Raw genomic sequence first — 14916 nt, 5'->3', positions numbered from 1 at the left:
TCAGGCCGCAGCTTCAGTGCGGTTACGTCCGGAATTCTTTGCTTTGTAGAGCGCCATATCCGCCGACTTTAACCATTCTCGGTAATGCTCGGTTTCTGAGGTCAGCGGCGCAACGCCCACGCTGATACGCAGAGCAACCTGCGGCGCGCAGGATAAACGCAGTTGGCTAAGTCGTTCATGAACACGAGACATCGCCGCAATCGCGCTGGTTGCTGGCGTGCCGCACATAATCACCGCAAACTCATCTCCGCCAAAGCGCCCAATCACATCGCTACCGCGTAAGGTCATCTGCAACTGGCGGGTCAGCGCGACAATCGCCTGGTCCCCAACGTCATGACCCCAGGTATCATTAATGCTCTTGAAATGGTCAATATCGATAATCAGTAACGTGGCGTCACGCTGATAGCGACGGCAATTATCAAATTCATTACGCAGCAACAGTTCCCAATGGCGGCGGTTGTACACCCCGGTCATGCCATCTCGCGTACTCATCACCTGTAAGCGGCGTTTATGTTCCGCCAGTTTGATGACCGTCTGGTAGCTGACCCAGGCAAACAACAGCGGATAAATCACCAGCACCGGCAGCGTCAATAGCACGCTAAGTTGAGTACTGCTGAACGCGACGGAGATATCAGTTAACTGTAACGTCACCAGGCATGAAACCACCATCAAAACGGCGCCTGCGATGAAAATTCGCATCCCTCCTGCGCCCATCAGGTTGATGCAGGTAATCATCAGCAGCGCCGTGGATGGCAACAGGTTCACTCCCATAATTCCTATCCACATACCGGCGAGAATGGCATCGGCTTTTAAGTTGGTAAATTCGCTATGCAGAGGATCGTCAGCTTTGCTTGCCCACTGCCAGGCCAGGTGCGGCCAGACAAACGCCCATCCCACCAGTAACAGCCACCAGCCACCGGTAATCGGCTGAGCAACGAGTACCGACGCGATAGGGAAAAACATTCCCCCCAATCCCACCGCTCGCGGCAGCCTGATCCGTCGGGCGAATCGCAGACCGGAACGCTGGTGGTCATTCTGATGGAGCGATAAAAACGCTTCATTCGGGACGACCTTCTTTTGATAAAAGTTTTCATCATTCATCGTATTTGGGAATATTCTGAAACAAATTTCCCAAATTATAGGAAGGGGTATGGCGGCGGAAGTATGATATTTCGGGTGAGCGATTTTACCTGCTCACCCGTAAGTGCTACGCAGATTTTTTCAGGCAAGCGCTCATAAATTTATTACGATCATCACCTTTCAGAGACTGCTCCGTCGCCTTGACGTTGCATTCACGCATTTTCTGCTGCTGCGGCGTCAGGCTCTTTTCCTCAGGCGCAGATTTACTGTTTTTCAGGCAATCACTCATATATGTTTTACGCGCGTCCCCTTTTAAGGTCTGCGCCGTTGCCTGCTGATTGCAGGTGGTCATACGTTGTTGTTGCGGAGTTAATGTCTTCTCGGCAGCACCGACGGTAGTTAAAAAAATAAGACCAAAAAGCAACGTCATTAATAATGTAATTTTCATAGCACCATCCTTTTCTGAACGACGACACACAGGTAAGTTTGGCTGCTAACGATAAAAATACCACCCGGCGGCAAAAGTATTGCCGCCGGGTGTCGGGTTATTTCAGTCCTAACGCCGCTTTCATGGTGTAAAACAGGTCGGTTTGATCGGTCAGACCAACCACATTCGCCGCGTGCGGGCCATAGGCTGCAATTCGCAGCTGGCTGCCGGTATGCTCCTGGGATTCCTCTTCAGAGTTGCCGTAGCTGATAACCATGACCGCGCCATCTTTGGTGTTCAGCGCCTGGGTCAGGCCTGGCGCTTTAGTATCCGGCGCGACTATCTGGCTGGCATGCGCGTGGTCAGCGGTTACCACCACTAGGGTATTGCCATCTTTCTTCGCAAAAGCAAGCGCGCGCTGTACCGCTTCATCCAGATCGACCGTTTCGCCAATCTGTCCGCACGGGTTGGCGGCGTGGTCCTGTTTATCGATTGACGCCCCTTCCACTTGCAGGAAGAAACCTTTCTCATTTTTGCTTAACAGCTCAATCGCTTTATCCGTCATCTGCGCCAGCGTTGGCACGCTGTCGTCACGCTTTGGATTGGGGGTACAGGTCACTACCGGTTTATCCAGATTGCCGTGATAAGACGCTTTCGGCCCTTCCCAGCGTACCGGCATATTGCCGTCAGAGAACAGACCCAGCAACGGTTTATCCTGATTAGCTTCGGTAATCGCTGCCAGCGTCGCGGCATCGCTCACCATCTGATAACCGCGGGCAAGGGCTTGTTCACGCAACGTTTTACCCTGCCACTCACCTGCCGCAGCGGTTTCCGCAAACGTTTTGGCCCCGCCGCCCAGCGTAACGTCAGCCCGGGCATTCAGTAATTGTTCGGTGATGGATCCTTTGCCGCCTTTTTCCAGCGCATTGGTTGGGCATTTTTCACGGGTCACGTCGGGACCATAGCACTTACGCGAGGTCACATGAGCAACCAGCGCCGCCGGGGTAGCATCCTGCAATTCAGCGGTAGAAACGTTGCCTGTCGCCAGACCCGCCGCTTTTGCCATTTCAAGAATTGTAGCGTGATCTTTTTCATGTATATCAACGCCCAGAGCACCGTTATAGGTTTTCACGCCGGTGGTCCACGCCGTTGCGGATGCCGCAGAATCCGTCACATAATCGGGTTTACCCGTTTTTTTATCCAGCGCATAGTGCGTGTATTGTCCGGTCAATGGTAAAGCATCAATACCTTTAAAAAAGCCGCCCGCGCCTTCGGCATAATTTCGCGCTGCAGTAATTTCTGAGTCCCCCATCCCATCGCCAATCAGTAAAATAATATTTTTGGCAGGTTTATCGTTCAGAGATTCGCGCAGAGCCGCAGTTTGATCGGCTGACAATCGACGGGCGCCGCCCGGCGTGGTGATATCACCCTGAGCGGCACGATTATCCATAACCGCTACGGTAGAAGTTTCTGCATTAATAATTGGGGTAAACAGCAAAGGTATCAGGGCAATAGCGAGTGCGCTTTGTTTCACTTTATTTTCTCCATGTATAAATACGGTAAAATTAAAACAAAGCGACTATAAGTATTTGATGTGACACTTTTATGATAATTTGTGGATGGAACGCCACAGATTACTCAAAACGCTTTTGGCACGCTCTCGCCAGCGTTATGTACGTTCGCCAGAAACGCAGGCATACGGCCAGCTCCAGCCAGGGCATCCTCGATTTGGCGAATGAGTATTTGCCGATCGCTCCACGTCATATTGCGCAGCATTTCGATGATTACCTGCTCCAGCGTTTCAACCTGCGCCGCAAGGTCTTGCGACTCTTCTTCTTTTTGGGCGAGCTTAAGTAACAACTCAGTGACGAGATTTTTCATTTGCGTATTCCCTTAACAAAATATAGGCCACGTTATCATTAAGACTCACAACTGCCTAGAGGATGAAAGTTGTATTTTTATAAGTAATAAAACGTTTTGCGAAAACAATCACAACACAAAATAAGGGAAAAAGAGTCGTAGCGCAGAATTATTCAATATAAAAGGGTAAGGGGATTAATAATCACACAGATATATAATGCACATTTATGGATTAACAACGCTGACGGGCAGCGTTGTTAATCAGCAATTCAGCGTGCGCGGCGCCGACGTCGCAGCGCGATAGCCAGTTGCCAGATATTGATAAGCACAATGCTCGCGGTGGCAATAAACACCCAGCGAAAGCCTGCCATTGCTGAAACCGTCGCCCCCATTAATGGCCCGGCGACGTTGCCGAGGTACATAAATGACTGGTTATAACCAAAAATGCGCCCGGTTATCTGGTCGCTGGAGTATTTCACCAGCAGCGTCTGCACCGCAGGCAACATCGCGCCGTCGGCAAAGCCGAGCAGAAAACGCAAAATTCCCAGTTGCAACGGCGTGGTAACCCACGACATGGCGAAAAACAGCACCACCGCGAAGATTAAGGTCGCCATTAAAATCCGCTCGGTCCCAATACGGTCGCCTAATTTACCGAGTCGGGGGGCTGAAATCAGCGCCGAGATGCCCGGAACCGACGCAATCAGTCCGCTGAGAAAGGCAATATTCGAACTGTCTGGGACCATCGATTTAATAAACAGCGCCAGAATTGGCCCAATTGAGCCGTTACACAGTTGGATCACCATCGTCGTAAAAAACAGGCTGATCACCAGCGCCGGATAAGGCAGCGAGGCAAACACGGCCTTTCCGCTCAGACGCTCGCTTTTTTTGATTGTCGGACGCACGCCCTCTTTGATTAAGAACAGCGTGACCAGGAAGCTCACGACCAGCAAGGCTGCGGTAATACAGAATACAGCCCGTAAGCCAACGTGGTCAGCAATAAATCCCCCCATCAGCGGCCCGCCAATGACGCCGCTAATTTGCGCCGTTGAGAGCGTACTCAGCGCCCACCCGCTACGTTCACGCGGAACCTGTGAGGCGACCAGCGCCATCGCATTGGGAATATAGCCTGACGTTAACCCCATCACCCCACGCAGCAGAAAAAGCTGCCAGACGTTTGTCGCAAAGGCCTGCAGTAAAATCGCAATCGCCATACCCAAAGAGGCCCGTAGCAGCATCAGCTTGCGTCCTTTACGGTCGGCTAAACTGCCCCACATCGGAGAGACAATGGCTGAAATCAGAAAGGTGACGCTAAACGTTAAGCCGGACCACATTGAGAGCGCTTCATGCGAGGTCACCCCCAGTTGGGAGATATAAAGCGGTAAAAAAGGCAGGATTTGGCTAATTGCCAGGCCGGTGAAAAAGCAACCGAACCATACGGAAATAAGGTTTACTCTCCAGGATTCCATAGGGACTCATAACGATAAGCAGCTGAAAACTGCGAGCAGCTTAACAAATTACTTAGCCAAATAAGGGTTCACAGGTGCGATAAATCACAGTTCAGGATTTTATCTTCCCGCTCATCGTATTTGTGATACGCCTCACATCAAACCCACAATACTAGCAGGGAATTATGCTTCACAGGCGAAACGCACGTTTGCGCTTATCTATTCCCTTGTGGCCCAGCAAAACAATCTGCCAGAAGCCGAGGAAACCTGCGTTTTGTCGTGGTAATGTATGTGCTTTGCATTCATGGAATGGGTTTTTAAGATGGCAAAGTTGCGGGTAGGAATCGTATTTGGTGGTAAATCAGCGGAACATGAAGTGTCATTGCAATCGGCAAAAAATATTGTCGATGCCATCGACAAGACTCGCTTTGACGTTGTGCTGTTAGGTATTGATAAACAAGGGCAATGGCACGTCAGCGATGCCAGTAACTATCTGCTTAATTCAGACGATCCGGCGCATATAGCGCTGCGTCCTTCCGCGACCAGCCTGGCTCAGGTACCGGGTAAACAAGCGCACCAGTTGATCGATGCGCAAAACGGTCAGCCGCTGCCAACGGTTGATGTTATTTTCCCGATCGTTCACGGCACGCTGGGTGAAGATGGCTCTCTGCAGGGCATGCTGCGGGTGGCGAATCTGCCGTTCGTCGGTTCTGATGTCCTGGGGTCTGCGGCCTGTATGGATAAAGACGTGACCAAACGTCTGTTGCGCGATGCCGGATTAAACATCGCGCCATTTATTACGCTCACTCGCGCCAATCGTAACAGCATCAGCTTTGCCGAAGTCGAATCTCGCCTCGGTTTGCCGCTGTTTGTGAAACCAGCCAATCAGGGATCGTCCGTTGGGGTCAGTAAGGTGACCAGCGAAGCGCAATATGAACAGGCCGTCGCGCTGGCATTTGAATTTGATCATAAAGTCGTGGTGGAGCAAGGGATCAAAGGCCGCGAGATCGAATGCGCGGTGCTGGGCAACGATCATCCGCAGGCCAGTACCTGTGGCGAGATCGTGCTGAACAGTGATTTTTACGCTTACGACACCAAATACATTGACGATAACGGTGCCAAAGTGGTGGTTCCGGCAGCGATCGCACCGGAAATTAACGATAAGATCCGTGATATTGCTATTCAGGCCTATCAAACGCTGGGCTGCGCCGGCATGGCGCGCGTGGACGTGTTCTTAACCGCAGAGAACGAGGTTGTGATCAATGAGATCAACACGCTGCCTGGCTTTACCAACATCAGCATGTATCCAAAACTGTGGCAGGCGAGCGGCTTAGGCTATACCGATTTGATCACTCGCCTGATCGAACTGGCGCTGGAACGCCATGCGGCGGATAGCGCGCTGAAAACCAGTATGTAATCCCGCCAGGATGCCTGATAGACCTCTATTGGGCATCCTTTGCTTCTTCTTCATCTTCCACGCGGCGACGGATAATTAATCCGGCCAGCCAAAAGCTAATCACCCAAGTGACCAGCCCTACCGCATAGGTTTGCCACCCCTGCGCTTCAAAACCGAGTAAGCCCACCACGCCGTTGAGAATAAAGATAAGCCCAATAGCGAAGGCATAATAGTGCCAGTCTCGGCGGATTTTAACAGGCAGGTTCATAACGGCTCCGGTGGATATACAACATGACAACGCATCCTCGCACATTTCCTCATACACGTCTGTGGCCTGTGCGGAATTTCTGAAATGTAAATTAATTTCACTTAAGGTTGCGTAATTGTGACGATCAGCAAAAAACCGAAATCCAGGAATAATCTCTACCTGAAATTACCATCATTCTGATATTGACATTGCCGATCACCTGTCAGACTCACTGTCAGTTCCAGGCAATACGTCAAAAAAGCAGGTTATTTCCGGAGGTCTTTATGGCTGATTTTACGCTCTCAAAATCCCTTTTTAAGGGCAAGCATCGGGATACCTCCTCCCTGCCCGGCAATATTGCGTATGCCGTTTTTGTGCTGTTTTGCTTCTGGGCGGGCGCGCAGATTTTAAATCTGTTGGCCCACGCTCCCGGCATCTATGAGCAGTTGATGCAGTTGCAAATGCAAGAGACAGGGCGCCCGCGAGTTGAAATCGGCCTGGGCGTCGGAACCCTTTTTGGACTGGTCCCTTTTCTCGCCGGAAGCCTGATTCTTGGCGCCATCGCGGCATTCGTGCGCTGGCGCCGCCGTCATCATAACGATGACTGACCCATACATTTCGCCCGACGGTCGTCCACGCGTTTAGCAAACCACGCGGTAGTCAGATTACGTGTGATCTTCGGGCTTTCAAGTTGAATGCCAGGCAGCATTTCACGGGGAAGCGTTTTCCCGGCCTTCGCTTCCGCCAGCTTATAGACTTTCTCGTACAGCGCGGTCTCTTCAAAGGCCAGGCTGTCGCCTTTTTGCAGCTGACGGCGGATCTCACTCTCGCTCATGTCCAGCTTCCCGGCCAGTTTACGTACCGCCAGCTCCGTTTTGCCCGGCTCGCTGCTGCCATAGAGAATTAAATCACCGTCCATCGCCAGCTTCACGCCGGTGGCTTTACTGACCGCATTCTGGAAAGCTGCATTGCGGCTGGCATACCACCCGGCATTGAAATCGGCGAAGCGGAAAATTGGCGCACTGTAATTCGCCGGGTAGTTAAGCAGATGATACGTACCGAACCACAGCCCACCGCGGCGGCTAAATACTTCCTGGCGCACGGTTCCCGCCATTTTCCACGGGTAGCCGCTGGCATGCTGCTCAGCAAAGGCGATGCTGACCTGCATCGGCCCACCGGTATGCACCGGATTAAGCGAACCAAATAACGTCTGCCCCATCGGTACCATGTTGATAAAATCATCAAAGATCGCGCTAAGCTGTTTTTCCGTCTTCACCGTATCCAGGCGCTCGCTGTAGCTTTTCCCCGTTGGCGAGTTAATCTTCAGCGCGGTATGCACCACAAATAGCGGGATGTGCATACGCTCGGCACGACGATCGATCTCTTTCCAGGCGATTTTACTTAAGTTCGGCACGGCTGGATCCGCCTGGTAATTTGACTCCTGTTGCGCGACCGCCAGCACCGAACAGATATTTTCAACCGTCGGCGCCAGCTTCTGGCTTTCAAAGGTCTTCGCCAAATCCTGCGCCCACGCGTCCCGGTCTTTTACGCTGGAGGGCATTTTCTGGCGTACCACGCTCGCCACATCGACGGCTTTCTCCCCTTTTTTTAGCGGCTGCGCGGGTTGGCTACTACATCCCACCAGCACCAGTGCAGCAAGACCAGACAAGGGGTAAAGACGGGAAACCGTCGACATAACATCTCCTTATTAACTAAGCGTATGGGTAACTTCCTGAATATCCTGACCATCAAGCTCTCGTTCAAAGCTGCGCAGACGCTTATAAATAGACATCAGCTCCACTAACGTTGTCCAGGAGTTAATCAGATACTGGAACGAACCGCGCACCTGGCCAAACACGTTGGTGATTTGCGTCATCAGGCCGAGCGTAATCGTACCGGCAACAATCGACGGAAACAGCAGGAACAAGCCGAAAACGTTATCAACCTGCAGGTAAAGAATACGGGCGATATTGAAGTACATATAGTGAAAATAGAGGCGGAAGTAGTTCTGGCGCACCGCATGAAACAGCTCACGCACCGTCGGCGGTGTCGCACGATTAGCGTCATCTTCGCCGTATACCAGTTCTTTACGGTAGGCCGCTTCCACACGCTGGTTTTTAAACTCCAGTCCCGGAAGTTTGATCCCAACGACCGCCAGCAAGCCGGTTCCCATCAGCGACCAGACAATTGCGGCAATCACCAGGCCATAAGGAACATGCCCAACAATCGGCAGATCCGGAACATGAGCAGAGAGTGTGACCAGTACAGGTAAGAAGGCGATCAGCGTCATAATCGCATTGATAAAGCTGACCCCCATATCTTCCAGCGTGGAGGCAAAACGCATGGTGTCTTCCTGCACACGCTGCGCCGCACCTTCGATATGGCGCAGATGCTGCCAGTGCGCCATATAATGTTCGTTCATTGCTGTACGCCAGCGGAACACATAGTGACTAACAAAGAAGTTGTTCATCACGCCGATGACCACGGCAATCAGCGCGATGCCAAGAAAGATGCCCACTTCATGATAGAACTGCTCAATCTTCACCTTATGCGGTGCGCTGAGCGCGGATTGAATCAAATCATAAAATGGCGCATACCAGGCGTTGACGGCAACGCCAACTTCAACCAGAAACCAGGTCACGAAAATAATCAGCGACGTGCCGAGTATGGACCAGTACTGCCAGCGGTGCGGGCTGTAGAGAAACCAGAACAGCGCGAACACTCCAACGCAAAGAGTGTAGTACGCATAAAAAATCAGGTAATCCAGCGACCAGAAACGAGCCGCGCTAATCGGTACGTCTCCCGACGCGCCGGTAATGTGTGCAACCCAGGCTCCCCCACCTGCTTGCCAGAATACAACAGCGACCAGTGCCCAAATAAATGCCGAAATAAAGAACGGTCCCGGCTTTGGGAAAAAAGACTTAAACATAATGCTCTCCTGCTAACTTCTTATCGTTATGACGACTGCTGTGTATTTGCCACCGTGGAGTGCGGCGGCAAGACGGCTTACGCCCAAAAACACAAGCTGAAACCGACAAGTGTGACCAGAACCGCAGCGCTTAGTTCGCACCTGGGTTATGAAGAATTGTTTCTGTGGTTTTCACACTCGACAACGTTCCAGCAAGTGCAGATTATCACAGCGTGAGATCACAAAAGCGAACATCCATAATCGGGGAAACGCTCGCGTTTACTCATCGTTACGTTTTTCACACTATCATTGGCTGATAAGCGCTTTGCAATACGCCGATGAGTAGTATAAATACGCATACGCACGACATCCTTTTTCACTTTCTCTAACTCATGGACACCACCGTTGAAACGTAGTCTGCTTTTTTCTGCCGCGCTGTGTGCGGCGTCATTGACATCTGTCCAGGCGGCACAGCCTATAACCGATCCGGTCTTCGCCTCTGATATCGTCGATCGCTATGCCGACCATATATTTTACGGCAGTGGTGCTACGGGGATGGCGCTGGTGGTGATTGATGGTAATCAGCGCGTATTTCGCAGTTTCGGCGAAACACGCCCCGGCAATAACGTCCATCCGCAGCTGGATTCCGTAATTCGAATTGCCTCAATCACTAAATTAATGACAAGCGAAATGCTGGTAAAATTACTCGATCAGGGTACGGTTAAACTCAACGATCCATTGAGTAAATATGCGCCACCTGGCGCGCGCGTGCCGACTTATCAGGGCACGCCGATTACGCTGGTGAATCTGGCGACACATACCAGCGCGCTGCCACGCGAACAGCCTGGCGGCGCGGCCAAGCGCCCGGTGTTTGTCTGGCCAACCCGCGAACAGCGCTGGAGCTATCTCTCAACCGCCACGCTTAAAGCTGCACCAGGCTCGCAGGCTTCTTATTCCAACCTGGCGTTTGACCTGCTGGCTGATGCGCTGGGAGCCGCGTCCGGTAAGCCTTATCCGCAGCTGTTTGAAGAAAAAATCACCCGTCCGCTGGGGATGAAAGACACCACCTTCACCCCGTCCCCCGATCAGTGCAAACGCCTGATGGTCGCGGAAAAGGGCGCCAGCCCCTGTAACAATACGCTGGCAGCGATGGGCAGTGGCGGCGTCTATTCAACGCCAGGCGATATGATGCGCTGGATGCAGCAGTATCTCTCTTCTGATTTTTACCATCGTAGCCAGCAGGCTGACCGTATGCAGACGCTGATTTATCAGCGTACGCAGCTAACCAAAGTGATAGGGATGGATGTGCCGGGCAAAGCCGATGCGCTAGGTTTGGGCTGGGTCTATATGGCGCCGAAGAATGGGCGACCAGGCATTATTCAAAAAACCGGTGGCGGCGGCGGATTCATTACCTATATGGCGATGATCCCGCAGCAAAACGTCGGGGCGTTTATCGTGGTGACCCGTTCTCCGCTAACCCGTTTTACCAATATGAGCGACGGTATCAACGATCTGGTTGCAGAGTTGAGCGGGAACAAACCGCAGGTTATTCCCGCATCCTGATTCAATACTCAAAAGGCAAACGGTTAATGCCTACCAGTTTGCCTTTATTCATTTCAATGTAACCACCTTTACGCAGTGCCGCGAGAACCTCAGCAACAACTGAGCGTGAAATGCGTGTGCGTTGGTGAATATAGTTCATGACGCCGATACGTGAACGCAGCACATCGTCCCATTTCGTCATGGATATCAGCGTCGCGCGGATCTGATCGTAGGAGTTATTGCCGATCAGCTGCAGATCGCGCAATTCAAGGATGGAGTTTTGCCAGGCTAACCAGCAAAAGGCTTCCCGCCAAAGCTGGCATTGTTCAATTATATTTATCGTTTGCGAAGCAGGTAGGTGGTATCCCGTACAATTACTTTCGGTCATTAATCTGTATTGTACATCTGTTTTCATCACGCCATCGGAAAGGCCCATAATAAAAGGCGCCTGTGCAATCCCGACCAGCACGTTTTCCCCTCTACGCAGGGAAACTACACCACTTAAAATAATAAAAGTATCGTCGCTATTTATATCACTGGAATATATTATTTCTTTATCGTTATCACACTCAAAGTGTTTGCCATATTTTGCCAAACATTTATCAAGCTTACCAAATTCAAGAAGAGGTTTATTTGTAGATAGCATGAGCGCATTCCTTGCAATAAATGCCCGTCAAATCCGTGACGGGCATTATTCTGAATTAAATTACCTTATATTTCTCAGTGAGAAAGTACTTACCAGGTATATTTAACACCAACGTTTGCAGACCAGTCTTGATCGACATCACCGCCACCGAGGTAATTAGCATCGGTGTAGGCGCTGAAGTTCTTGGTGAAGCTGAACTGAGTACCCAGTCCAACACGTACTGCAGAACCTTCTACGCCGTTGTCGATAGAGTCACCGTTTACATCAGAATCGTTGTTAGAGTCGTCGTAAACGTAGGCCAGTTTGAAGTACGGGGTCAGCGCCTGGTCGTCGCTGTAGGCGAAGGTATAACCTGCATCTACACCGAGTTCATAACGCATGCTGTCATAAGACTGACCGTCAACTTTCATGTCGTTGCTCAGCTTATAGTCATCACCAGACTGGAACAGACCGGATACGCTACCGTAAGGCGTTACGTAACCTGCATCACCCAGCTTCAGGTCATAACCCAGTTTCAAGCCAAAGCCCCAGGCATCAGAAGAGGTGCTGCCATCAACATACTGACCGTTGCTCATGTTGGCAGACAGATCGTTGTTGAAGTGAGAGTAGCTCAAGTTACCGTCAACAAAGATGTTGTTGGCGAAATGCGCAGAAGAGTAGATGTAGGCAGTCTGGCTGTCCTGATCCACCTGACCGGTACGGTCGCTCATATCACCTTTCGCGAAGCCTGCTGCGGCACCGACAATCCACTTAGCGTTGTTACCATCAATTTTGGAGTCAACACCGACCATGATGCCGTTAACGTCCTGATCGTAGTTAATGGTGCCGTTATCTGCATCGAAGCTACCACCGAAGTAGCTCACCCATGCGCCGCCGTTATCAACCAGACCATGACGCGCGTTAGTCAGACGAGTACCAACGGTGTCTTGTTCCAGGTTCCAGATATTGGTGTTGGCAGACGGGATGCTCAGCGCCATGTTCGCGTAGTCAGTCAGTTCCATCTGCTGCAGTACAACGGTGTTACCCTGCTGCTGAGCCTGATAGGTGTAAGCGCCGAGGTCAGCTTTGTTAGCTGCAGAGAAGGTCGCGGTGGTATTCGCGTCATTAACGTAGATCAGCTCTTTGCCTTTGTAATCCGCAACAGAACCCGCGCCAGTCGCGTTATCGATGCGAACTTTATAGTTACCGGTTGCTGCCGCTACGTGGTCACCGTAGTTATCAACTTCAGACTGATCGCCTGAGGTGTCGGAATCGCCGTTACCATTGATAGTCAGATGACCATCAGAGTTCATCGCGATCACGCCATAACCGTAGTTAGCCTGGGTCGTATCGTTGGTACGATCGTTGGTCAGGTCAGCATTCAGTACATAGTTAGTGCTGTTGATGTCGAAAACACCCGCATTAACATGGTTGTAAGCGTCGGTGTAGCTGGTCAGATTCAGCGTATCAACCTGCAGTGCATCGCCCGTGCTGTTGCCCACATCCAGAACACCGTTGTTGGTAACGTTGATGGTGTTGGCATACAGCGCAGCACTACCGACACCCCAGCCAGCAGCAACATCATCAGCAATCGTGACGATACTGTTGTCGATAGACAGCGTATCCGTCGCAACATGACCATCTTCGTTGATGTTCAGTGCAGAAGCACCGGTCAGAGAGATAGAGTCAGAAATCAGGGAAGAATCACCCACGTTGACGACGGAACCGCTATTGATGCTCAGGGTGTCGATCAGAGACGTTTTGGTGGTATCCCACTGTGAAGCGCCGTTCAGCGTGACGTTGAACAGACCGCTCTGGTAAACAGCGTTGCCAACCACATGACCATTTTCGTCATAAGAGGTTGTGTCGCTATCGATACCGTAGGTTGAAGAAGGCCACAGGCTGTTGGCAGCGATGTCGATCAGCGTTGCAGTGGCTTCAGTGCCTGCAGCATAGCTGTCGTAAACGCCGTCACCATCAACATCAACCTGATGTACGGACATGGCCGCGCCAACCCACTTACTGCCGTTGTTCAGGGTCAGATCCAGACGGTCAGTACCATCCCAGCCGTTGGTATCCAGATCGGCATCGGTATCACGATAAGTATCAGCACCGTTCGGGAAGAAGTTCTCGTCAAAGTTGCTGGAGAACAGCACATCGCCCATCAGCGTAGCGTTATCAAACGTGGCAGTGGTCTGCATCGCGTTATCAGCATCCGGATGAGCAATAACCGCTAATGCGACATCATTAGCGTTCCAGCCGTTACCGTTGTAGTCGCTTGCATTGCTGGTGTTGCCAAACCAACCGGAGGTACCTTCATCAGACCATGAGCCAGAGGTCAGGGTAGAATCGGTAACAACAATGGTGTTGTTAAACACTTCGCCGCTGTTTACGCCGGTGCTGACGGTGTTATCGTCAATATCTTCCCACTCATAACCCTGAGTCAGCGTAATACCCGCAACGTGAGAGTTGTTGGAGATAGACAGATCAACTTCTTGATCCAGAGTGATCGCCGTACCCAGGTTATAAACGTCGACAACGTGTGTATCAGCTGCGTCGTTATAGGTACCGTTGTAGGTATAATGTTCGTAGTTGTCATCGATAGTGGAGTTGATGACGTTCATCGCCAGACGATCGTAGTAATAGTCGGTACCCGTACGGTTAGTACAATCCGTGGTCATACACTCGGAAGTCACCATACCGTGAATGGTACTGTTTTTAATCGTCAGGCTGTTGTTATTGCTGTTAGTTGACAGTCCATCATCCAGATAATAAGTAGAAATAACGCCGTTAACAGTAGCGTTATTGATTACCGGATAAATATCACCGTTATAAATACTATCAGTATCGTAATTGTTCCAACCGACATATCCATCGTAGTAAACGCCATCAGCATAAGATGCGTCATTATAATGGGTGAACGTTGTGTACGTGGTTCCAGAAATATCAGTAGAAGCATTCGCCTGAGAAGTGATTGCCAAAGTGCAGGCTAATGCTAATTGTGAGACTACAAGTTTCTTTTTCCAAGTGTGCATTTGTCATCCCTCCTCAGGGACGTAATATAGTTGATCCATCAATTATCAATGCAAAGAAAACATTTTATGTTTCGCAGGAACGATTATGCGGTTTCACAACGGAAAGGTTCAATTATTCTTTGTCCGCTGTCCGAAACCGGACAACATCATGAATTACGCCAGCCAAAAGGAGTTAACAAAAACACAATAACTTTCAATGAGATACAAAACACACGGATTCTAATACATATAATTATCAAATGATTCACCCAATATTCAAATAAATAAAAAATAAATAGTCGAGAGTTATATTCCGCGCTAAACAAATAAATACATCGATATTTAAAATAATAAAAACAAAAACAAACAAAA

Annotated in this window: 13 protein-coding genes; 3 read left to right on the top strand and 10 right to left on the bottom strand. The window is 50.6% G+C overall.

What is annotated here, in order from left to right:
- The 5 genes from adrA to OGV94_RS15210 all read right to left on the bottom strand — a co-directional run bounded on the left by adrA (position 1) and on the right by OGV94_RS15210 (position 4833).
- Positions 1–1116 carry a diguanylate cyclase AdrA gene (adrA, locus tag OGV94_RS15230; RefSeq protein ID WP_101706147.1) on the bottom strand — a complete coding sequence of 372 codons (1116 nt, stop codon included), beginning with the start codon at positions 1114–1116 and terminating at the stop codon, positions 1–3.
- Positions 1117–1207: 91 nt separating this feature from the next.
- Complete coding sequence (psiF, locus tag OGV94_RS15225; RefSeq protein ID WP_003830956.1) at positions 1208–1528, bottom strand: phosphate starvation-inducible protein PsiF; 321 nt, start codon at positions 1526–1528, stop codon at positions 1208–1210.
- A 97-nt stretch (positions 1529–1625) separates the two neighbouring features.
- Entirely contained in the window at positions 1626–3041 is a 1416-nt protein-coding gene (gene phoA / locus OGV94_RS15220) for an alkaline phosphatase (protein ID WP_075145082.1), read from the bottom strand.
- Between the two features lie 104 nt (positions 3042–3145).
- A complete protein-coding gene (locus OGV94_RS15215; RefSeq protein ID WP_043015362.1) occupies positions 3146–3388 on the bottom strand; it encodes a sigma-S stabilization anti-adapter protein IraP in 243 nt (80 codons plus the stop codon).
- Between the two features lie 248 nt (positions 3389–3636).
- On the bottom strand, positions 3637–4833 hold the full coding sequence (locus OGV94_RS15210; protein WP_043015361.1) for a multidrug efflux MFS transporter: 1197 nt from the start codon (positions 4831–4833) through the stop codon (positions 3637–3639).
- A gap of 301 nt (positions 4834–5134) precedes the next feature.
- Here OGV94_RS15210 and ddlA point away from each other — a divergent pair, with 301 nt between their 5' ends.
- Positions 5135–6229 carry a D-alanine--D-alanine ligase gene (gene ddlA / locus OGV94_RS15205; RefSeq protein ID WP_047413567.1) on the top strand — a complete coding sequence of 365 codons (1095 nt, stop codon included), beginning with the start codon at positions 5135–5137 and terminating at the stop codon, positions 6227–6229.
- A gap of 25 nt (positions 6230–6254) precedes the next feature.
- On the opposite strand, the gene OGV94_RS15200 is transcribed toward ddlA, so the two are convergent.
- Positions 6255–6476, bottom strand: coding sequence for a DUF2754 domain-containing protein (locus OGV94_RS15200; RefSeq protein ID WP_019076140.1), 222 nt, complete (start codon positions 6474–6476; stop codon positions 6255–6257).
- Between the two features lie 263 nt (positions 6477–6739).
- Here OGV94_RS15200 and OGV94_RS15195 point away from each other — a divergent pair, with 263 nt between their 5' ends.
- Positions 6740–7063, top strand: a complete 324-nt coding sequence (locus OGV94_RS15195) for a DUF2755 family protein (RefSeq protein ID WP_043015360.1) — start codon at positions 6740–6742, stop codon at positions 7061–7063.
- Here OGV94_RS15195 and OGV94_RS15190 read toward each other — a convergent pair.
- A complete protein-coding gene (locus OGV94_RS15190) occupies positions 7048–8151 on the bottom strand; it encodes a DUF1615 domain-containing protein (protein WP_200007597.1) in 1104 nt (367 codons plus the stop codon). The two genes, OGV94_RS15195 and OGV94_RS15190, sit on opposite strands and share 16 nt — an antisense overlap.
- Before the next feature lie 12 nt (positions 8152–8163).
- Complete coding sequence (gene sbmA, locus OGV94_RS15185; RefSeq protein ID WP_043015359.1) at positions 8164–9384, bottom strand: peptide antibiotic transporter SbmA; 1221 nt, start codon at positions 9382–9384, stop codon at positions 8164–8166.
- Positions 9385–9768: 384 nt separating this feature from the next.
- On the opposite strand from sbmA, the gene ampH reads away from it, so the two are divergent.
- Entirely contained in the window at positions 9769–10926 is a 1158-nt protein-coding gene (ampH, locus tag OGV94_RS15180) for a D-alanyl-D-alanine-carboxypeptidase/endopeptidase AmpH (protein ID WP_043015358.1), read from the top strand.
- Between the two features lies 1 nt (position 10927).
- Here ampH and iprA read toward each other — a convergent pair whose 3' ends face one another.
- Together iprA and ehaB are read right to left on the bottom strand one after the other, a co-directional pair.
- A complete protein-coding gene (gene iprA / locus OGV94_RS15175) occupies positions 10928–11551 on the bottom strand; it encodes a hydrogen peroxide resistance inhibitor IprA (protein WP_199994224.1) in 624 nt (207 codons plus the stop codon).
- Positions 11552–11640: 89 nt separating this feature from the next.
- The gene (ehaB, locus tag OGV94_RS15170; RefSeq protein ID WP_286523727.1) at positions 11641–14565 is read right to left on the bottom strand and encodes an autotransporter adhesin EhaB; all 2925 of its coding nucleotides are present in this window, start codon (positions 14563–14565) and stop codon (positions 11641–11643) included.
- Positions 14566–14916: the final 351 nt, after the last annotated feature.

It is taken from the genome of Citrobacter sp. Ce006 (assembly GCF_030336535.1).
Classification (GTDB): domain Bacteria; phylum Pseudomonadota; class Gammaproteobacteria; order Enterobacterales; family Enterobacteriaceae; genus Citrobacter; species Citrobacter europaeus.
This window is presented reverse-complemented; position numbering and strand designations above follow the sequence as displayed.

Excerpts from the sequence above, each read along its gene's own strand:
- psiF (WP_003830956.1), bottom strand. The coding sequence starts at position 1,528 with ATGAAAATTACATTATTAATGACGTTGCTTTTTGGTCTTATTTTTTTA.
- OGV94_RS15215 (WP_043015362.1), bottom strand. The coding sequence starts at position 3,388 with ATGAAAAATCTCGTCACTGAGTTGTTACTTAAGCTCGCCCAAAAAGAA.
- OGV94_RS15210 (WP_043015361.1), bottom strand. The coding sequence starts at position 4,833 with ATGGAATCCTGGAGAGTAAACCTTATTTCCGTATGGTTCGGTTGCTTT.
- ddlA (WP_047413567.1), top strand. The coding sequence starts at position 5,135 with ATGGCAAAGTTGCGGGTAGGAATCGTATTTGGTGGTAAATCAGCGGAA.
- OGV94_RS15200 (WP_019076140.1), bottom strand. The coding sequence starts at position 6,476 with ATGAACCTGCCTGTTAAAATCCGCCGAGACTGGCACTATTATGCCTTC.
- OGV94_RS15195 (WP_043015360.1), top strand. The coding sequence starts at position 6,740 with ATGGCTGATTTTACGCTCTCAAAATCCCTTTTTAAGGGCAAGCATCGG.
- OGV94_RS15190 (WP_200007597.1), bottom strand. The coding sequence starts at position 8,151 with ATGTCGACGGTTTCCCGTCTTTACCCCTTGTCTGGTCTTGCTGCACTG.
- sbmA (WP_043015359.1), bottom strand. The coding sequence starts at position 9,384 with ATGTTTAAGTCTTTTTTCCCAAAGCCGGGACCGTTCTTTATTTCGGCA.
- iprA (WP_199994224.1), bottom strand. The coding sequence starts at position 11,551 with ATGCTATCTACAAATAAACCTCTTCTTGAATTTGGTAAGCTTGATAAA.
- ehaB (WP_286523727.1), bottom strand. The coding sequence starts at position 14,565 with ATGCACACTTGGAAAAAGAAACTTGTAGTCTCACAATTAGCATTAGCC.